The 14966-nt window shown below is 48.8% G+C and carries 12 protein-coding genes; 10 read left to right on the plus strand and 2 right to left on the minus strand.

The genetic code is table 11. From position 1 onward, the window contains the following. Positions 1–3 precede the first annotated feature (3 nt). Positions 4–906 carry a LysR family transcriptional regulator gene (locus DDT52_RS16920; protein ID WP_136157399.1) on the minus strand — a complete coding sequence of 301 codons (903 nt, stop codon included), beginning with the start codon at positions 904–906 and terminating at the stop codon, positions 4–6. A gap of 754 nt (positions 907–1660) precedes the next feature. Here DDT52_RS16920 and DDT52_RS16925 point away from each other — a divergent pair. The 5 genes from DDT52_RS16925 to DDT52_RS16945 all read left to right on the plus strand — a co-directional run bounded on the left by DDT52_RS16925 (position 1661) and on the right by DDT52_RS16945 (position 7927). Further along, positions 1661–2896 (plus strand): MFS transporter, encoded by a 1236-nt coding sequence (locus DDT52_RS16925; protein ID WP_136157400.1) that lies wholly within the window; start codon positions 1661–1663, stop codon positions 2894–2896. Positions 2897–3123: 227 nt separating this feature from the next. Further along, positions 3124–3990: a quinate/shikimate dehydrogenase gene (gene ydiB / locus DDT52_RS16930; protein WP_136157401.1), complete on the plus strand. Its 867-nt coding sequence runs from the start codon at positions 3124–3126 to the stop codon at positions 3988–3990. Positions 3991–4140: 150 nt separating this feature from the next. Beyond that, positions 4141–4896, plus strand: a complete 756-nt coding sequence (aroD, locus tag DDT52_RS16935) for a type I 3-dehydroquinate dehydratase (RefSeq protein WP_136157402.1) — start codon at positions 4141–4143, stop codon at positions 4894–4896. 265 nt (positions 4897–5161) lie between these two features. Beyond that, complete coding sequence (locus DDT52_RS16940) at positions 5162–6754, plus strand: acyl CoA:acetate/3-ketoacid CoA transferase (RefSeq protein WP_136157403.1); 1593 nt, start codon at positions 5162–5164, stop codon at positions 6752–6754. A 21-nt stretch (positions 6755–6775) separates the two neighbouring features. Continuing rightward, the gene (locus DDT52_RS16945) at positions 6776–7927 is read left to right on the plus strand and encodes an acyl-CoA dehydrogenase (RefSeq protein WP_136157404.1); all 1152 of its coding nucleotides are present in this window, start codon (positions 6776–6778) and stop codon (positions 7925–7927) included. 117 nt (positions 7928–8044) lie between these two features. On the opposite strand, the gene DDT52_RS16950 is transcribed toward DDT52_RS16945, so the two are convergent. After that, the gene (locus tag DDT52_RS16950) at positions 8045–8956 is read right to left on the minus strand and encodes an AraC family transcriptional regulator (RefSeq protein ID WP_136157405.1); all 912 of its coding nucleotides are present in this window, start codon (positions 8954–8956) and stop codon (positions 8045–8047) included. A gap of 760 nt (positions 8957–9716) precedes the next feature. On the opposite strand from DDT52_RS16950, the gene DDT52_RS16955 reads away from it, so the two are divergent. The 5 genes from DDT52_RS16955 (at position 9717) to fadK (ending at position 14959) form a co-directional block, all read left to right on the plus strand. Further along, positions 9717–10481, plus strand: coding sequence for an electron transfer flavoprotein (locus tag DDT52_RS16955; protein ID WP_136157406.1), 765 nt, complete (start codon positions 9717–9719; stop codon positions 10479–10481). A 22-nt stretch (positions 10482–10503) separates the two neighbouring features. Next, positions 10504–11445 (plus strand): electron transfer flavoprotein subunit alpha, encoded by a 942-nt coding sequence (locus DDT52_RS16960; protein WP_136157407.1) that lies wholly within the window; start codon positions 10504–10506, stop codon positions 11443–11445. 125 nt (positions 11446–11570) lie between these two features. Beyond that, on the plus strand, positions 11571–12860 hold the full coding sequence (locus DDT52_RS16965; protein ID WP_136157408.1) for an FAD-dependent oxidoreductase: 1290 nt from the start codon (positions 11571–11573) through the stop codon (positions 12858–12860). Beyond that, a complete protein-coding gene (locus tag DDT52_RS16970; protein ID WP_109055720.1) occupies positions 12857–13150 on the plus strand; it encodes a ferredoxin family protein in 294 nt (97 codons plus the stop codon). Before DDT52_RS16965 ends, DDT52_RS16970 begins: the two co-directional genes overlap by 4 nt. A 129-nt stretch (positions 13151–13279) precedes the next feature. Beyond that, entirely contained in the window at positions 13280–14959 is a 1680-nt protein-coding gene (fadK, locus tag DDT52_RS16975; RefSeq protein ID WP_136157409.1) for a medium-chain fatty-acid--CoA ligase, read from the plus strand. Positions 14960–14966: the final 7 nt, after the last annotated feature.

The raw sequence follows: 14966 nt of genomic DNA on the forward strand, positions 1-14966 counted from the left end.
GCATTACCTGAACGGCATCATTTGGCAGGAACTGAAGATAAATTTCTTAAACGCCTGGGCGGCGGATGACAGCGTCTGGTCTTTATGGGTCGCCAGATAGATATAGCGGGTTGGGCCGGGATCCCTGATATGCATGACGTGAACGTTGGAGTGGGACAGCGTACTGATCCGCGGCATAATGGCGATACCGTAATTAATGCTCACCAGTCCAACCATCGCCGTATCTTCTTCGACATAACAAGCGATTTCAGGGATCAGTTTTTTCTGCATGAACATCTTGTCAATGAACGGGCGTAAGCCGCTCTTTTGCGAAAAGAAGATGAACGGATAAGCAATGGTATCCTCCAGCGCAATTTCGTTTTCATTACGTTGCGCCAATGGGTGATTGCGGGAAGTCACCAGCACCAGTTCCTGACTGATTAACGGGATAAACTCGACATCCGGTTCTTCCGGCACATGGGAACAGATCGCCAGATCGAACTTGCCTGCCTTCAAATCCTGAACAATCGATGAGGTCGTCCCCTGATAAAAACAAAAGCGTTTATTTTCATTTCCGGGGATATGAATAAAACGGTCGATCAACTGTGGAACCACCGTTTCCCCCATGGTGTAAATAAACGCCAGGCTGATGGTGTCATTTTGAGAACCGCTCATTTGGCGTAGCGCAAGGCGACCATTTTCCAGCTCAAGCAACGCGTTTTCCACATAGGGTAAAAATATTTTTCCGCACTGCGTTATCCGCACATTCCTGCCAGATTTTTCAAATAGCGTCACTCCCAACTCTTTTTCAAGCTCGGATATGGCATGGCTTAACGAAGGCTGGGCGATAAACAGACTCGATGCGGCTTCCGTGTAGTGCTGCTTTTCCGCCAGGCGCTTAAAATAGTGTAATTGTTTTAAATTCATTCAGTTTCTCGTGGCAGTGACAAACTATCCAAATTACTGCAAACAGGCAGTATGTGCCGCCGGTCAAGTCACATTACATAGCGGTGAGCGGTGTCTTGCCGCAGTCGTGCGATCGGTTACAGCAGCAGACATAATAACGTCATCACTCATCGTCAGATGGGCGATGTGCAAAATTATTATGCTGTTGTGCAATATAACATGCTCTTTTTGCCCGCTTGAGAAAGCGAATGGAGTAAACAGATTGTTAATTGATTACCGCAATAAGCAGACGCGGGGTTCATCGTTACTCATGAGTGTCGTTTTGTTCAGGTTGGGTAATGTCGGTTAGCTCACAGTAAGCCGGCTACTTTCTTATAAGAGAGCACGTTTCGAAAAACATGTTATATCATTTCTCTCTATGCAGATTAAATAAGTTTTAACTACCTCTCAAAATTAAAAAATTGTACCGCTATACCGATTTGCTTTCGCTTTATCCCTCGCGATGTATTCATTTTGTAAAATAAAAAACAACTCATCAACAAGGAACGTACGATCCCATTCTCGCGCTTTGCAATAAAATTGAAAACAAAAACTTTATATTACGTGTTAATCGTTGTCGCCGTTATATACATTAAATACAGCTAATAGTTTATTAATGTTTTATGACGTATGTAAGTTCGACGTAACTAAAAACGTAACTAAAAAATAGAAAAAAGAAGTAAGACGGCCTGCACAATCGATGTAATGAAAATATTAACAATAAACGGAGAAAAGCATGAGCCAGCTTAAGGCCTTCAATGCGCCATTTTTATTAGCCGCCATAGGTATATATCTGAGCTATTTTCTTCATGGCATCAGTGTTATTACCCTGGCGCAGAATATGACCCACTTGGCAGAGAAGTTTAACACTGATAATGCCGGGATTGCTTACGTGATTTCAGGGATAGGCCTGGGAAGGCTGGTCTGTATCCTGTTCTTCGGCATCATCTCTGACAAATTCGGCCGACGTTCTGTTATCTTTCTGGGCATAGCGTTATATGTTCTGTTCTTCTTTGGCATTCTCGTCAGCCCTAATCTGATCGTTGCGTTTATTCTGGCCTTCTGCGTCGGCGCGGCGAATGCGGCATTAGACACGGGCGGTTATCCGGCGTTGATGGAGTGTTATCCCAAGACATCGGGGTCTGCGGTGATCCTGCTTAAAGCGACGATTTCTTTCGGACAGATGTTCTACCCCATGTTGGTCAGCTACCTGCTGGTGAGTCACCTGTGGTATGGCTACGCCATGGTCATCCCGGGCGTCCTGTTTCTTTTGGTCACGCTGCTGGTGATTAAGAGCAAGTTTCCCAGCCAGACTGTCGATGCCGATATTGCCAAGGAATTGCCTCAGATGAGCAGTAAACCGCTGGCATGGCTGGAAGGCGTGGCCTCGGTGGTGTTTGGCGTTGCCGCATTTTCAACATTCTATGTGATCGTGGTCTGGATGCCGAAATACGCGATGGCCTTTGCCGGCATGGAGGAAGCCGAGGCGTTACAAACCATCTCCTACTATAGTCTGGGATCGTTGGTGTGCGTATTTCTCTTCGCCTTTTTGCTCAAAAGTATGGTTCGTCCGGTCTGGGCCAACGTATTTAATACCGGATTATCGGTTATTACCGCAGCCATTATCTATCTTTATCCATCTCCGCTTGTCTGTAATGTCGGGGCGTTCGTCATTGGCTTTTCCGCCGCCGGCGGGATATTACAACTCGGCGTTTCTGTTATGTCCGAGTTCTTCCCGAAAAGCAAAGCCAAAGTCACCAGCGTTTATATGATGATGGGCGGGTTAGCAAACTTCGTTATTCCTCTGATTACCGGCTATCTGTCAAATATCGGTCTGCAATACATCATATTGCTGGATGTGCTTTTTGCTCTTATCGCCTTTATTACCGCGATAGTCGTCTTTATTCGTTACTATAAGGTTTTCAAAATTCCAGCAAGCGATTTTCGCTTTGGCGAGCGATTCTTCCAATAAACTCGCGCTGAAAATAACCAGAGGCAGATTAATACAGCGATATCAGTATACGTATTTTATTCAAATACAGAATGAGGCCCTTATCTATTCTCCTTGTCGATAGATGCGGGCGTTATTGAAAATTAAATATACCCGCCATCTTTCAAGTTGCAGGTGGGTCGGCTTCCTGTAGCTTGAAATATATAGGGTATATCCGGGCATTATAATAATTTAGTGAGGAATTCATAATGGATGTTACTGCAAAATATGAGCTGATTGGGTTAATGGCTTATCCCATCAGACACAGCTTATCACCCGAAATGCAGAATAAAGCACTGGAAGAAGTCGGCTTGCCTTTTACCTATATGGCGTTCGAGGTGGACAATACGACCTTCGGCAAGGCAATCGAAGGGCTAAAAGCGTTAAAAATGCGTGGCACCGGCGTTTCCATGCCGAACAAACAGCTGGCTTGCAAATATGTGGATGAATTAACGCCTGCGGCCAAACTGGTTGGAGCCATTAATACTATCGTAAACGACAATGGTTACCTCAGAGGATATAACACTGACGGTACCGGACATATTCGGGCTATCAAAGAAACAGGTTTTGATATTAAAGGTAAAAAAATGGTGCTTGTCGGTGCCGGTGGCGCCGCTACGGCTATCGGGGCTCAGGCGGCAATTGAAGGCATCAAGGAAATTCTGCTGTTTAACCGCAGGGATGAATTCTATGAAGAGGCGCTCGCTTTTGCAAAACGCGTTAATGACAATACGGATTGCACGGTTACGGTGAACGACCTGGCTAACCAGAAAGCGTTCGCTAATGCGATTGCTAATGCCGATATCCTGACTAACGGCACGAAAGTGGGGATGAAACCACTGGAAAATGAATGTGTGGTCAGTGACAAATCCATGTTGCGTCCTGATTTGCTGGTCTCCGAGTGTGTCTACAATCCCCATATCACCAAGCTATTGCAAATGGCGACGGACGTTGGTTGTAAAACTGTCGATGGGTATGGAATGTTGTTATGGCAGGGGGCCGAGCAGTTCAAGCTTTGGACCGGAAAAGAGTTCCCTCTGGAATATATTAAAAAGGCTATGGGGTTCAACGCATAATTTTCCTGTTCGGATTATTTACGTCTCCAATCGCCAAAGTATGGCGCCTGACGGATTATTGCCGTCCTGGTTGTACGGCACATTGTCCAGGCGTGATTGGTATACACGCCGAATGGCGCCTGCTGTAAGGCATTAATTGAAGGGAAAAGCATGAAAACCGTAACGGTGAAAAATCTGGTGATAGGCGAAGGTGCTCCCAAAATTATCGTGTCATTGATGGGAAAAGATGTACCAGCGATTAAGTCGGAAGCGCAATATTACAAGGATTTTGACTTTGATATTCTGGAATGGCGTATCGATCATTTTGATGATGTGGAAAATATTGAGAGTGTTATCGACGCGGCGCGCCAGCTCAGAAGCATCATTCACGATAAACCGATCCTCTTTACCTTCCGCACGGCGAAAGAAGGGGGGGAGAAAGATATATCGCCCGATGATTATATTTCTCTGAATCAAAAGATCATTGATAGTGGTCTGGTAGACATGATTGACCTGGAACTTTTTACCGGCGATCAATGGGTGAGTGCGACGATAGAGCATGCCCATGCCAAAGGGGTAAAAGTCATCATGTCTAATCATGATTTCCATAAAACACCGCCTAAAGAAGAAATTATCAAACGCCTGCGTAAAATGCAGGAACTCGGGGCCGATATTCCCAAGATCGCGCTCATGCCGCAAAACAAAAACGATGTCGTGACTTTGCTGGCGGCTACGCTGGAAATGTATGAAAAACATGCGGACCGCCCCATTATTACGATGTCCATGTCGAAACCCGGCATTATTTCGCGCTTATCGGGTGAAGTGTTTGGATCGGCTGCCACATTTGGCGCATTGAAAAAAGCGTCTGCTCCGGGGCAGATAGGTATTCAAGACTTAAGATCTGTTCTGAATATATTGCATCAATAATAAAGCGGCGTTTATTTAAATATTAAAACAGGAATCTGTCAGGAATTCTGAATAAACATCCGTACCCGTTATCACTCAAGCGGCAGCTGTGTCGGTATTCTGTCTCTGGAAAATTATCGGGTATACAAGATTACCGTTCAAATAGGTAATGGGCGCTTTTATGTCATTTTTTGCGGTGGCTGCATTATCTGAGCCACGTTAATAACGACGAGTGTTTCACCTGTTGAATGGAGAAAAATCAATTCGGTCATGATTAGGAGTACCCATGAAACTGGAAAAACCGAAAAGAATTAATGGTAGAGTCCCGGTCTTATCTGCTGAGGACGCCGTAAAATATATCCCGGATGAAGCGACACTCTGTGTGTTGGGCGCCGGCGGGGGAATCCTTGAGGCAACAACGTTAATTACGGCATTATCTGAACGCTATAAAAGTACGCAATCGCCGCGTAATCTTTCTTTAATCAGCCCGACGGGATTGGGCGATCGGGCTGAAAGAGGGATCAGTCCTCTGGCTCAGGAAGGTTTGGTTAAGTGGGCGCTTTGTGGCCACTGGGGACAATCTCCGCGTATTTCCGATTTGGCCGAACAAAACAAGATTAGCGCTTACAACTATCCGCAAGGTGTTTTAACACAGGCTATTCGCGCCTCCGCGGCCCACCAGCCTGGCATTTTGAGCAATATCGGTATCGGTACGTTTGTTGACCCACGCCAGCAAGGCGGGAAACTCAATGAAGTGACCAAAGAAGAGCTGATTAAACTGGTGGAAATTGATAATCAGGAATATCTCTTCTATAAGGCGATAGCGCCGAGCATTGCCTTTATACGCGCCACGACCTGCGATAGTGAAGGCTATGCCTCCTTTGAAGATGAAGTGATGTATCTGGACGCGCTGGTTATCGCGCAGGCGGTACATAACAATGGCGGCATTGTGATGATGCAGGTCCAGAAGATGGTCAAGAAGGCGACCCTTCATCCCAAATCCGTCAGGATCCCCGGCTATCTGGTGGATATTGTCGTCGTCGATCCGGCGCAAACGCAGCTTTATGGCGGCGCGCCGGTTAACCGCTTTATTTCAGGCGACTTTGTGCTTGATGACAGTACCAAAATGGATATCCCCCTGAATCAGCGCAAGCTGGTGGCTCGTCGCGCGCTGTTTGAAATGCGCAAAGGCGCAGTGGGGAATGTCGGCGTCGGTATTGCGGATGGCATCGGCCTGGTTGCCAGAGAGGAGGGCTGCGCCGACGACTTTGTACTGACGGTTGAGACCGGCCCTATTGGCGGGATTACCACACAAGGCGTTGCTTTCGGCGCCAATGTTAATACGCGCGCCATTCTGGACATGACCTCTCAATTTGATTTCTATCACGGCGGCGGGTTGGATGTCTGCTATTTGAGTTTTGCTGAAATAGACCAGCACGGTAATGTCGGCGTCCATAAATTTAATGGAAAAATTATGGGCACGGGTGGATTTATCGATATCAGTGCGACATCGAAAAAAATCATATTCTGCGGAACATTAACCGCAGGCAGTTTGAAAACCGAAGTCGGCGAAGGGAAGCTGAAGATTGTTCAGGAAGGAAGGGTCAAGAAATTTATCAAAGAAATACCGGAAGTCACATTCAGCGGAAAAATTGCGCTGGAGCGTGGACTGGACGTTCGTTATATCACGGAGCGAGCGGTATTTACGTTGAAAGAAGACGGCCTGCATTTGGTTGAAATTGCGCCCGGTGTTGATTTGGAAAAAGATATTTTATCCCAAATGGATTTCAAACCCATTATATCCAGTGACTTGCAGTTGATGGATGAAAGAATGTTTTATGACAAAGTCATGGGGTTTATTTTACCTGAAGGTGAATAATAATAAATAGGAGTGCGGATTATGGATTTTGCTTTAACCGAAGAGCAAGAGTTGCTGCTTGCCAGTATTCGGGAACTTATTACCAATAATTTTCCCGAAGAATATTTCAGAACATGCGACCAGACAGGAACCTATCCCAAAGAATTCATGAAGGCGTTATCTGACAATGGTATTTCCCTGTTGGGGGTGCCGGAGGAGTATAACGGGATTCCGGCCGACTATGTGACGCAAATGCTGGCTTTAATGGAAGTATCAAAATGCGGTGCGCCTGCATTTCTGATCACTAACGGACAATGTATTCACAGTATGCTGAGGTTCGGTTCGCCGGAGCAGTTGCGGAAAACGGCGGAAAGCACGTTGGCCACCGGCGATCCTGCTTATGCGCTGGCCCTCACGGAGCCTGGCGCTGGGTCGGACAACAATAGCGCAACGACAACCTACACGCGCAAGAACGGCAAAGTGTATTTGAACGGCCAGAAGACCTTTATCACCGGGGCCAAAGAGTATCCCTATATGCTGGTACTGGCCCGGGATCCTGAACCTCAGGATCCGAAAAAGGCATTTACGCTCTGGTGGGTGGAATCGAATAGTCCAGGCATTAAAATCAACCCGCTGCATAAAATCGGCTGGCACATGCTGAGCACCTGCGAAGTTTATCTGGACAATGTCGAGGTTGATGAAAGCGACCGAGTGGGTGAAGAGGGGATGGGCTTCCTGAATGTGATGTATAACTTCGAGATGGAACGCCTCATTAATGCCGCCCGCAGCACCGGGTTTGCAGAATGCGCATTTGAGGATGCCGCCAGATATGCCAATCAGCGCATTCAGTTTGGCAAGCCAATCGGCCATAACCAGATGATTCAGGAAAAACTGGCGTTAATGGCAATAAAAATCGAAAACATGCGCAATATGGTGTTGAAAGTGGCATGGCAAGCCGATATGCATCAGTCGTTAAGGACCAGCGCCGCGCTTTGTAAATTGTATTGCGCCCGTACTGCGCTTGAAGTTATTGATGATGCAATACAAATCATGGGGGGACTGGGCTATACGGATGATGCGCGTGTTTCCAGATTCTGGCGCGACGTTCGTTGCGAACGCATTGGCGGCGGCACCGATGAAATTATGATCTATATCGCCGGTCGTCAGATTCTGAAAGATTATCAGAACAAGTAACCACATTGACAATCAGTTCACGCCAGGTGGGGTGAACTGATTGTCGTTCATTGATAACAGGATATTTCCCTATTCCATCAGCAATAATCGCCATTGTGTAAAAGCCGGTCATAAAATTCAAATTAACACTTCCGGGCGTTCGCCAAATTCTGTTATATATTCCAGCCCGTTAAGATCGCTTTTAAACTGTTTCCGGTATTCCGAGGGGGAACAGCCGACATGCCGAATAAACAATTTTGTGAAGTGATCGACATTTTCATATCCAACTCGGAAGGAAATTTCATTCAGACATAATTCCGTGTTGGTCAATGCAAATTTCGCTTCGGTAATCCGGCGCTTAATAACATAGTTGATAGGGGAGATGTGGTACTCTTTGGTAAACTCATGGCAGATATAACTCACGCTGGCACGGAATCTTTTCGCCAGCTGATCCAACGTGATTTTTTCTCTGTAATTATTGTTTAAATAAACCAGAATATCTTTTACCAGAACGTCTTTTATTATATGCCCGGCGTCGGTTCGATACGAAATTTTGAAATTTTCATAAAATATCACCGTAAGAACATAGCCAAAAGCATCATAGACTGATGACGAGAGGTTATTCTTTTGCTGAGGCAATAACAGGTTGATTTCTTGAAAAATGCTCTTTATCACCTCTTTATTTTTAACCGCGGAAACCACGGGACATGAGTTTGGCTGCATAATCCGATTTTCTTCCAGTCCCTTGATCTTAAAACCATAAACCGCGCAGGTACAGGTCGTTGCGGGTGATGTGATATCAGAAGCCACGGCGTGCAGGCTGCCGCGTTCAATGACAATGATATCTCCCGCCTGAGCGACATAGTTTGATGAGTCGATGGTGAGTTTGACAACGCCTGTTTTTACGTAGATCAGTTCGGTTTCGGCTTCATGCACATGATGACCGGATTCCCAGTTGGGGTCATCGCTAATGACATATCGGGATAGTTTGGGCGTTAGTCCATTTTCAAAAATGGCATCCGTTTTATTGTCAAACTGGCGCTGATACATGACTACCTCCACATTTAACCGTAAGATGTAAGCCAATTATTCGGGGATGCATATAGCAACCGATGACACTATATATAACACGGATTCAGCGTGCCAAAACAAGATTGTTTGTATGCTATGCAAGATAGTATGCCAACGTGAAAGGACAGTAAAACACGAAATCGTTACAGAGATTTACCCCTTAATTTTCTCTATGTCAGGAACTGATTTGGTTCATGCTATACAAAATTTAAACACTGAATTTACAACGAAATGTTAATTTTATTTTTTTATTGAACCATGATGGGTTTTTTTTCAAAAAAACGTCATATTTATGATGTATGTCACACACTATTTACCTTATTCTACCTTGCTTGTTAACTTCATGTTTAATGCTATTCCATCCTTCCGAACCGCATTGAAAGAACAAATAAAAATTAAATGATTAACCCGTCGCTATACTCCAGCGCTTTTTTTGCAAGATAGTTGGTAACTAAAACATATTATCATGTCGTTTTTTCTCCGTAACAATATCAATATATCACCATCAACTATATCTATCCTTCTGAGATAAATAGGTTTTATCGTCGCGACTTGAAACCTGTCGGGTATATATTTAACCGGAGAAAACCATGCGCCAACAAAAATCCTCTCCCTTTTGTTTACTGCCAGCAATCGGTATCTGCCTGAATCATGTTATTCACCCAGAGGGACATCGCCATTCAGGTTCAGAAACCTTTACTGCCAACCCAAATATTGGTTATTGCCGATAGGAGATACCATGAAAATCATAACCTGCTTCAAGCTGGTGCCCGAAGAGCAAGACATTGTGGTGACCGCCGAGCGGACGCTTAATTTTGAGCGTGCCGATGCCAAGATCAGCCAGTTCGACCTGAATGCTATTGAAGCGGCCGTACAGCTGTCTGGCGACGATGGTCAGGTCGTGGCGCTCAGCGTGGGAGGCAAGTTTTTAGAAAACACCAAAGTGCGTAAAGACGTACTGTCACGCGGCCCGCATGAACTCTATCTGGTTCAGGATACGCATCTGGAACAGGCGCTGCCTAAAGATACGGCGCAGGCTCTGGCGGCGGCGGCGAATAAGATCGGATTCGATCTGATACTGTTCGGCGAAGGCTCCGGTGACCTGTATGCCCAACAGGTCGGGCTGTTGGTTGGGGAGATGTTGCAACTTCCCACCATCAATGCCGTCAGCAATATTCAGCTTGTGGATAACGGCGTCCTGATTGAACGCACTCTGGAAGAAGAGGTGGAAGTGCTGGCGTTACCGCTGCCGGCAGTGCTCTGCGTCACTTCAGATATCAATGTTCCGAAAATTCCATCCATGAAGGCCATCCTGGGCGCGGGGAAAAAACCGGTAACGCAATGGAAGGCCAGCGATATCGATTGGACGCCGACCCAGCCCTATACCGAACTGACCCATATTCAGGTGCCGCCTCAGGCCGAGCGTAAACACATCATCATTGAAAGCGACTCGCCGGAAGCGATTGGTGAGTTGGCTGAACACTTGAAAAAAGTGCTGAACTAACCCGATACGGAGAAAAATGGCTATGAGTAAATTAACGAATGTATGGGTATTCAGCGACAACCTTGATCGCTACGCCGAATTATTGGCTGGCGCACGCCAGTGGGGAGAGCACGTCAACGCCGTGGTACAGGATGGCGACGCCGTGCCATCCGTTAAGCCGCTGGGCGCGGATACGCTCTATGTTCTGGGTGAAAAATCCGCCCTACAGCGCGTGGAAAACTATGCTGAAACCCTGGCTTCCATCATAGAGAAGTCTTCCTCCGCCACATTGATTTTGCTGTCTGCCACCAAGCGTGGCAAAGCGCTGGCCGCCAGATTGAGTGTATTGCTCGATGCGGCGATCGTTAACGATGTCACTTCACTGACCGTCGGTGATGACGGCACGTATGCCGAGCACCGGATGTACGGGGGGCTGGCATTTGGCAGAGAGAAAATCAATACGCCGATCGCCATTGTGACGTTGGCGCCCGGCGCCATTGAGCCCGTAGCGGCAAATCAATCTCATGACTGCCCTGTCTGTCAGGCGAGCTATGTCGCGCCTCGTCAGGAAATTCTGTGCAAGGAACGCCGCACCAAATCGTTGAGCAGCGTTGACCTGAGTAAAGCCAAACGCGTAGTGGGTATTGGCCGTGGTCTGGTGTCTCAGGATGATCTGCGCATGGTACAGGATCTGGCGACCGCGATCGGCGCGGAAGTCGGTTGTTCCCGCCCGATTGCCGAAGGCGAGCACTGGATGGAGCGTGAGCGCTATATCGGCGTATCCGGCGTGTTGTTGAAGTCCGATCTTTATCTGACGCTGGGTATTTCCGGACAGATTCAGCACATGGTCGGGGGCAATGGCGCGAAAACTATCGTCGCCATCAATAAAGATAAAAACGCGCCCATTTTCAAATATGCCGACTACGGCCTGGTCGGGGACATTTACAAAGTCGTCCCCGCCCTGATTGAACAATTGTCCCGTTAATAGTGAGCCGTTAACAACGCGAAAGTCCCGCCGCATTGTGCCCTATCGATTTCGAGGTGAAGGAAGCCAACGCACCGGCAACTTGAAAGATGACGGGGACCGCGGCGGGGCAGGGAGCCGAAACAATGTCGGAAGAAAAATTCGATGCCATCGTCGTCGGAGCTGGCGTGGCGGGTTGCATTGCCGGTTATGTCATGGCGAAAGCCGGGCTGGATGTACTGGTCATTGAGCGTGGTAATACCGCTGGCAGTAAAAACATGACCGGCGGACGTCTTTACGCACACAGTCTGGAAAAAATCATACCGGGATTCGCGCAGGAAGCGCCTGTCGAATGTAAGGTTACCAGGGAAAAAATCTCATTTCTCACTGACGAAAGCGCCGTCACGCTGGATTTCCATAGCGAGCAACCGGATATCCCGTTGAAAGCGTCTTACACCGTGCTGCGTAACCTGTTTGATCCCTGGCTAATGGAAAAAGCGGAACAGGCCGGGGTGCAATTTATTCCTGGCGTCCGGGTAGATGCGCTGCTCAGGGAAGGCAATCGGGTCACCGGTGTTCAGGCAGGGGAAGATTCGCTGGAAGCGAACATTGTCATTCTGGCGGACGGCGTTAATTCGCTCCTCGGCCGTTCCATTGGCATGGTGCCGCCATCATCGCCCCATCACTATGCCGTGGGCGTCAAAGAATTGATCTCCCTGTCGCCATCTCAAATAGAAGACCGCTTTGGCCTTCCCACCGGCGAGGGTGCGGCCTGGCTGTTTGCCGGTTCGCCGTCAAACGGTCTGATGGGCGGCGGATTTCTTTACACCAATCGGGACTCTGTCTCGCTGGGATTGGTGTGCGGGCTGGGCGACATCGCTCACGCCACCAAAAGCGTCCCGCAGATGCTGGAGGACTTTAAACAGCATCCTGCCATCCGTCCGCTTATTCAGGGCGGCTCCCTGTTGGAATATTCCGCGCATATGGTACCGGAAGGGGGGCTGGAGATGGTGCCGCAGCTGGTGGACGATGGCGTCATGATTGTCGGCGATGCGGCGGGGCTGTGTCTGAATCTGGGTTATACCGTCCGCGGTATGGATCTGGCTATCGCTTCGGCGGAAGCGGCTGCGCTGACCGCCATTGAAGCGAAAAACCATCAGGATTTCTCCGCCAATGAACTGATGAGTTACAGGAAAAAACTGGAGCACAGCTTTGTGCTCCAGGATATGCATCACTACCGCAAGCTGCCGGCGATGATGGAAAACCCACGGATGTTTACCCAATACCCCCGCATGGTCGCCGACATCATGACGGATATGTTCATTATCGATGGCAGCCCCAGTAAACCCGTGCGTTCGAAGATACTGAACCGGGCCAGACAGGTCGGGCTGATCAATCTGTTGAAGGACGGCATCAAAGGGGCGACTGCGCTATGAACAGTGAAAATACGGTAAATGTCGATGTAAAGCTGGGCGTCAACAAATTCCGGGTGGATGAAAGCAATCCGCACATTGTGCTGGTTGATCATCCGGACGTGGAACAATTCCGCAAGCTGGTCAACGCCTGTCCGGCCGGCCTCTACAAACAGGATAGCGACGGCAATATTCACTTTGACTACGCGGGATGCCTGGAATGCGGCACCTGCCGGGTGCTTTGCGGCGATACGATCCTTGAGAAATGGGAATACCCGCAGGGCACCTTTGGCGTTGAGTTCCGTTTCGGTTAATTCCTGTGGTCGGGGATATGTACTGGCCGACTACATTCTCCCTTTATGTCCGTTGCGGTTCGGCATGTCGGCGATTAATAACGATAAAACGACACCGCACAGTTGCCGTTTATAACAGAGATAAAGCGAATGACGGTTACAATTAAATTTAACGATGCACGCAGGGAGTGGTATCGGCAACAGGGTTACTGGGGAGATGCATCGCTTGCTGACTATTGGCATCAGTCGGTTAAGGTCGCGCCGGAAAAAATGGCCGTCCTCGACAATCAGGGAACGTCCTATACCTATGCCGAACTGGATCGCGCCGCAGGAAGCCTGGCCGCTTATCTGTTAGCATGCGGCATCCAGCCGGGTGACCGGGTGGCTTTTCAGCTTCCCGGCTGGTGTGAATTCACGCTGATCTATCTGGCCTGTCTGAAAACGGGAGCGGTTTCGGTTCCTCTGCTGCCCGCTTACCGCGAAACGGAACTGATCTGGACGCTTAACAAGAGTCAGGCCTGCGTCTTGTTCGTCCCGACGCTGTTCAAAAACACCAATCCCGTGGAAAGGATCGCCCCACTGCGTTCCCAGCTTCCGTATCTACGGCAGGTGGTGGCGGTCGATAAACTGGCGCCAGCCGCCACAACGCCAGCGCTCAGCCAACTGTTGCAAGACTATCCGCCGCTGGAAAATCCCGTCAAGGTGCATGGCGATGAACTGGCCGTGGTGCTGTTTACTTCTGGCACGGAAGGGGTGCCTAAGGGCGTCATGCTCACTCATAACAATGTCCTGGCCAGCGAACGCGCTTATTGCGCAACGCTGAATCTTAACTGGCTGGATACGATATTGATGCCTGCGCCACTGGCTCATGCTACGGGTTTTCTACACGGCGTCACGGCGCCTTTCATCATCGGGGGGCGTAGCGTGCTGCTGGATATTTTTAATCCGGCTGACTGCCTCACTTTGCTGACGCGGGAAAAATGCACCTGTGTCATGGGGGCGACGCCTTTTGTTTATGATTTGCTGTGTACCGTACAACAACAGGATTACGATCTGTCTTCACTGCGCTTCTTCCTGTGTGGCGGCACGACCATCCCCAAAAAAGTTACCCGGGACTGTTTGCAGGTCGGAATAAAATTGCTGAGCGTCTACGGTGCGACGGAAAGTTCACCTCATGCCGTCGTTAAACTCGACGATCCTCTTTCCCGCGTGATCAACACGGATGGCACCGCCGCCCCTGGCGTTGAAATCAAGGTCGTCGACAAAGCGCGCAAGACGGTTCCCCGCGGTGAAGAAGGGGAAGAGGCGTCTCGCGGGCCTAACGTGTTCATGGGCTATCTGGATGAACCCGAACTGACGGCTCATGCGCTGGATGAAGATGGCTGGTATTACAGCGGCGATCTCTGCCGGATGGATGAGGCGGGTTACATCAAAATTACGGGCCGGAAAAAAGACATCATTGTCCGTGGCGGCGAGAACATCAGTAGTCGGGAGGTTGAGGAGATCCTGCTGCAACACCCGCGCGTGCGTGACGCCGGCGTCGTCGCCATGCCGGATGAGCGTTTGGGAGAACGTTCGTGCGCCTATATCGTGCTGAAAGCGCCTTACCAGACGCTGACGCTGGAAGAGGTGATCGCTTTTTTCAGCCACAAGCGGGTGGCCAAATATAAGTACCCGGAACATGTGGTTATTGTCGATAGTCTGCCACGCACCGCATCCGGAAAAATCAAAAAGTATCTGCTGCGGCAGGACATTATCCAGCGGTTGTCCCTCTCCGCCGATGAGGATGATACCTGCCTTGATCCGCCGGCATTACGGTCTTCTTTATAAATCGCGG

This window comes from Brenneria roseae subsp. roseae (assembly GCF_003115845.1).
Classification (GTDB): Bacteria; Pseudomonadota; Gammaproteobacteria; order Enterobacterales; family Enterobacteriaceae; genus Brenneria; species Brenneria roseae.

What these genes read in the sequence shown, in the direction of transcription:
- DDT52_RS16925 (WP_136157400.1), top strand. Translation starts at nt 1,661, where the DNA reads ATGAGCCAGCTTAAGGCCTTCAATGCGCCATTTTTATTAGCCGCCATA.
- DDT52_RS16920 (WP_136157399.1), bottom strand. Translation starts at nt 906, where the DNA reads ATGAATTTAAAACAATTACACTATTTTAAGCGCCTGGCGGAAAAGCAG.
- aroD (WP_136157402.1), top strand. Translation starts at nt 4,141, where the DNA reads ATGAAAACCGTAACGGTGAAAAATCTGGTGATAGGCGAAGGTGCTCCC.
- DDT52_RS16945 (WP_136157404.1), top strand. Translation starts at nt 6,776, where the DNA reads ATGGATTTTGCTTTAACCGAAGAGCAAGAGTTGCTGCTTGCCAGTATT.
- DDT52_RS16960 (WP_136157407.1), top strand. Translation starts at nt 10,504, where the DNA reads ATGAGTAAATTAACGAATGTATGGGTATTCAGCGACAACCTTGATCGC.
- fadK (WP_136157409.1), top strand. Translation starts at nt 13,280, where the DNA reads ATGACGGTTACAATTAAATTTAACGATGCACGCAGGGAGTGGTATCGG.
- DDT52_RS16950 (WP_136157405.1), bottom strand. Translation starts at nt 8,956, where the DNA reads ATGTATCAGCGCCAGTTTGACAATAAAACGGATGCCATTTTTGAAAAT.
- DDT52_RS16970 (WP_109055720.1), top strand. Translation starts at nt 12,857, where the DNA reads ATGAACAGTGAAAATACGGTAAATGTCGATGTAAAGCTGGGCGTCAAC.
- DDT52_RS16940 (WP_136157403.1), top strand. Translation starts at nt 5,162, where the DNA reads ATGAAACTGGAAAAACCGAAAAGAATTAATGGTAGAGTCCCGGTCTTA.
- DDT52_RS16965 (WP_136157408.1), top strand. Translation starts at nt 11,571, where the DNA reads ATGTCGGAAGAAAAATTCGATGCCATCGTCGTCGGAGCTGGCGTGGCG.
- DDT52_RS16955 (WP_136157406.1), top strand. Translation starts at nt 9,717, where the DNA reads ATGAAAATCATAACCTGCTTCAAGCTGGTGCCCGAAGAGCAAGACATT.
- ydiB (WP_136157401.1), top strand. Translation starts at nt 3,124, where the DNA reads ATGGATGTTACTGCAAAATATGAGCTGATTGGGTTAATGGCTTATCCC.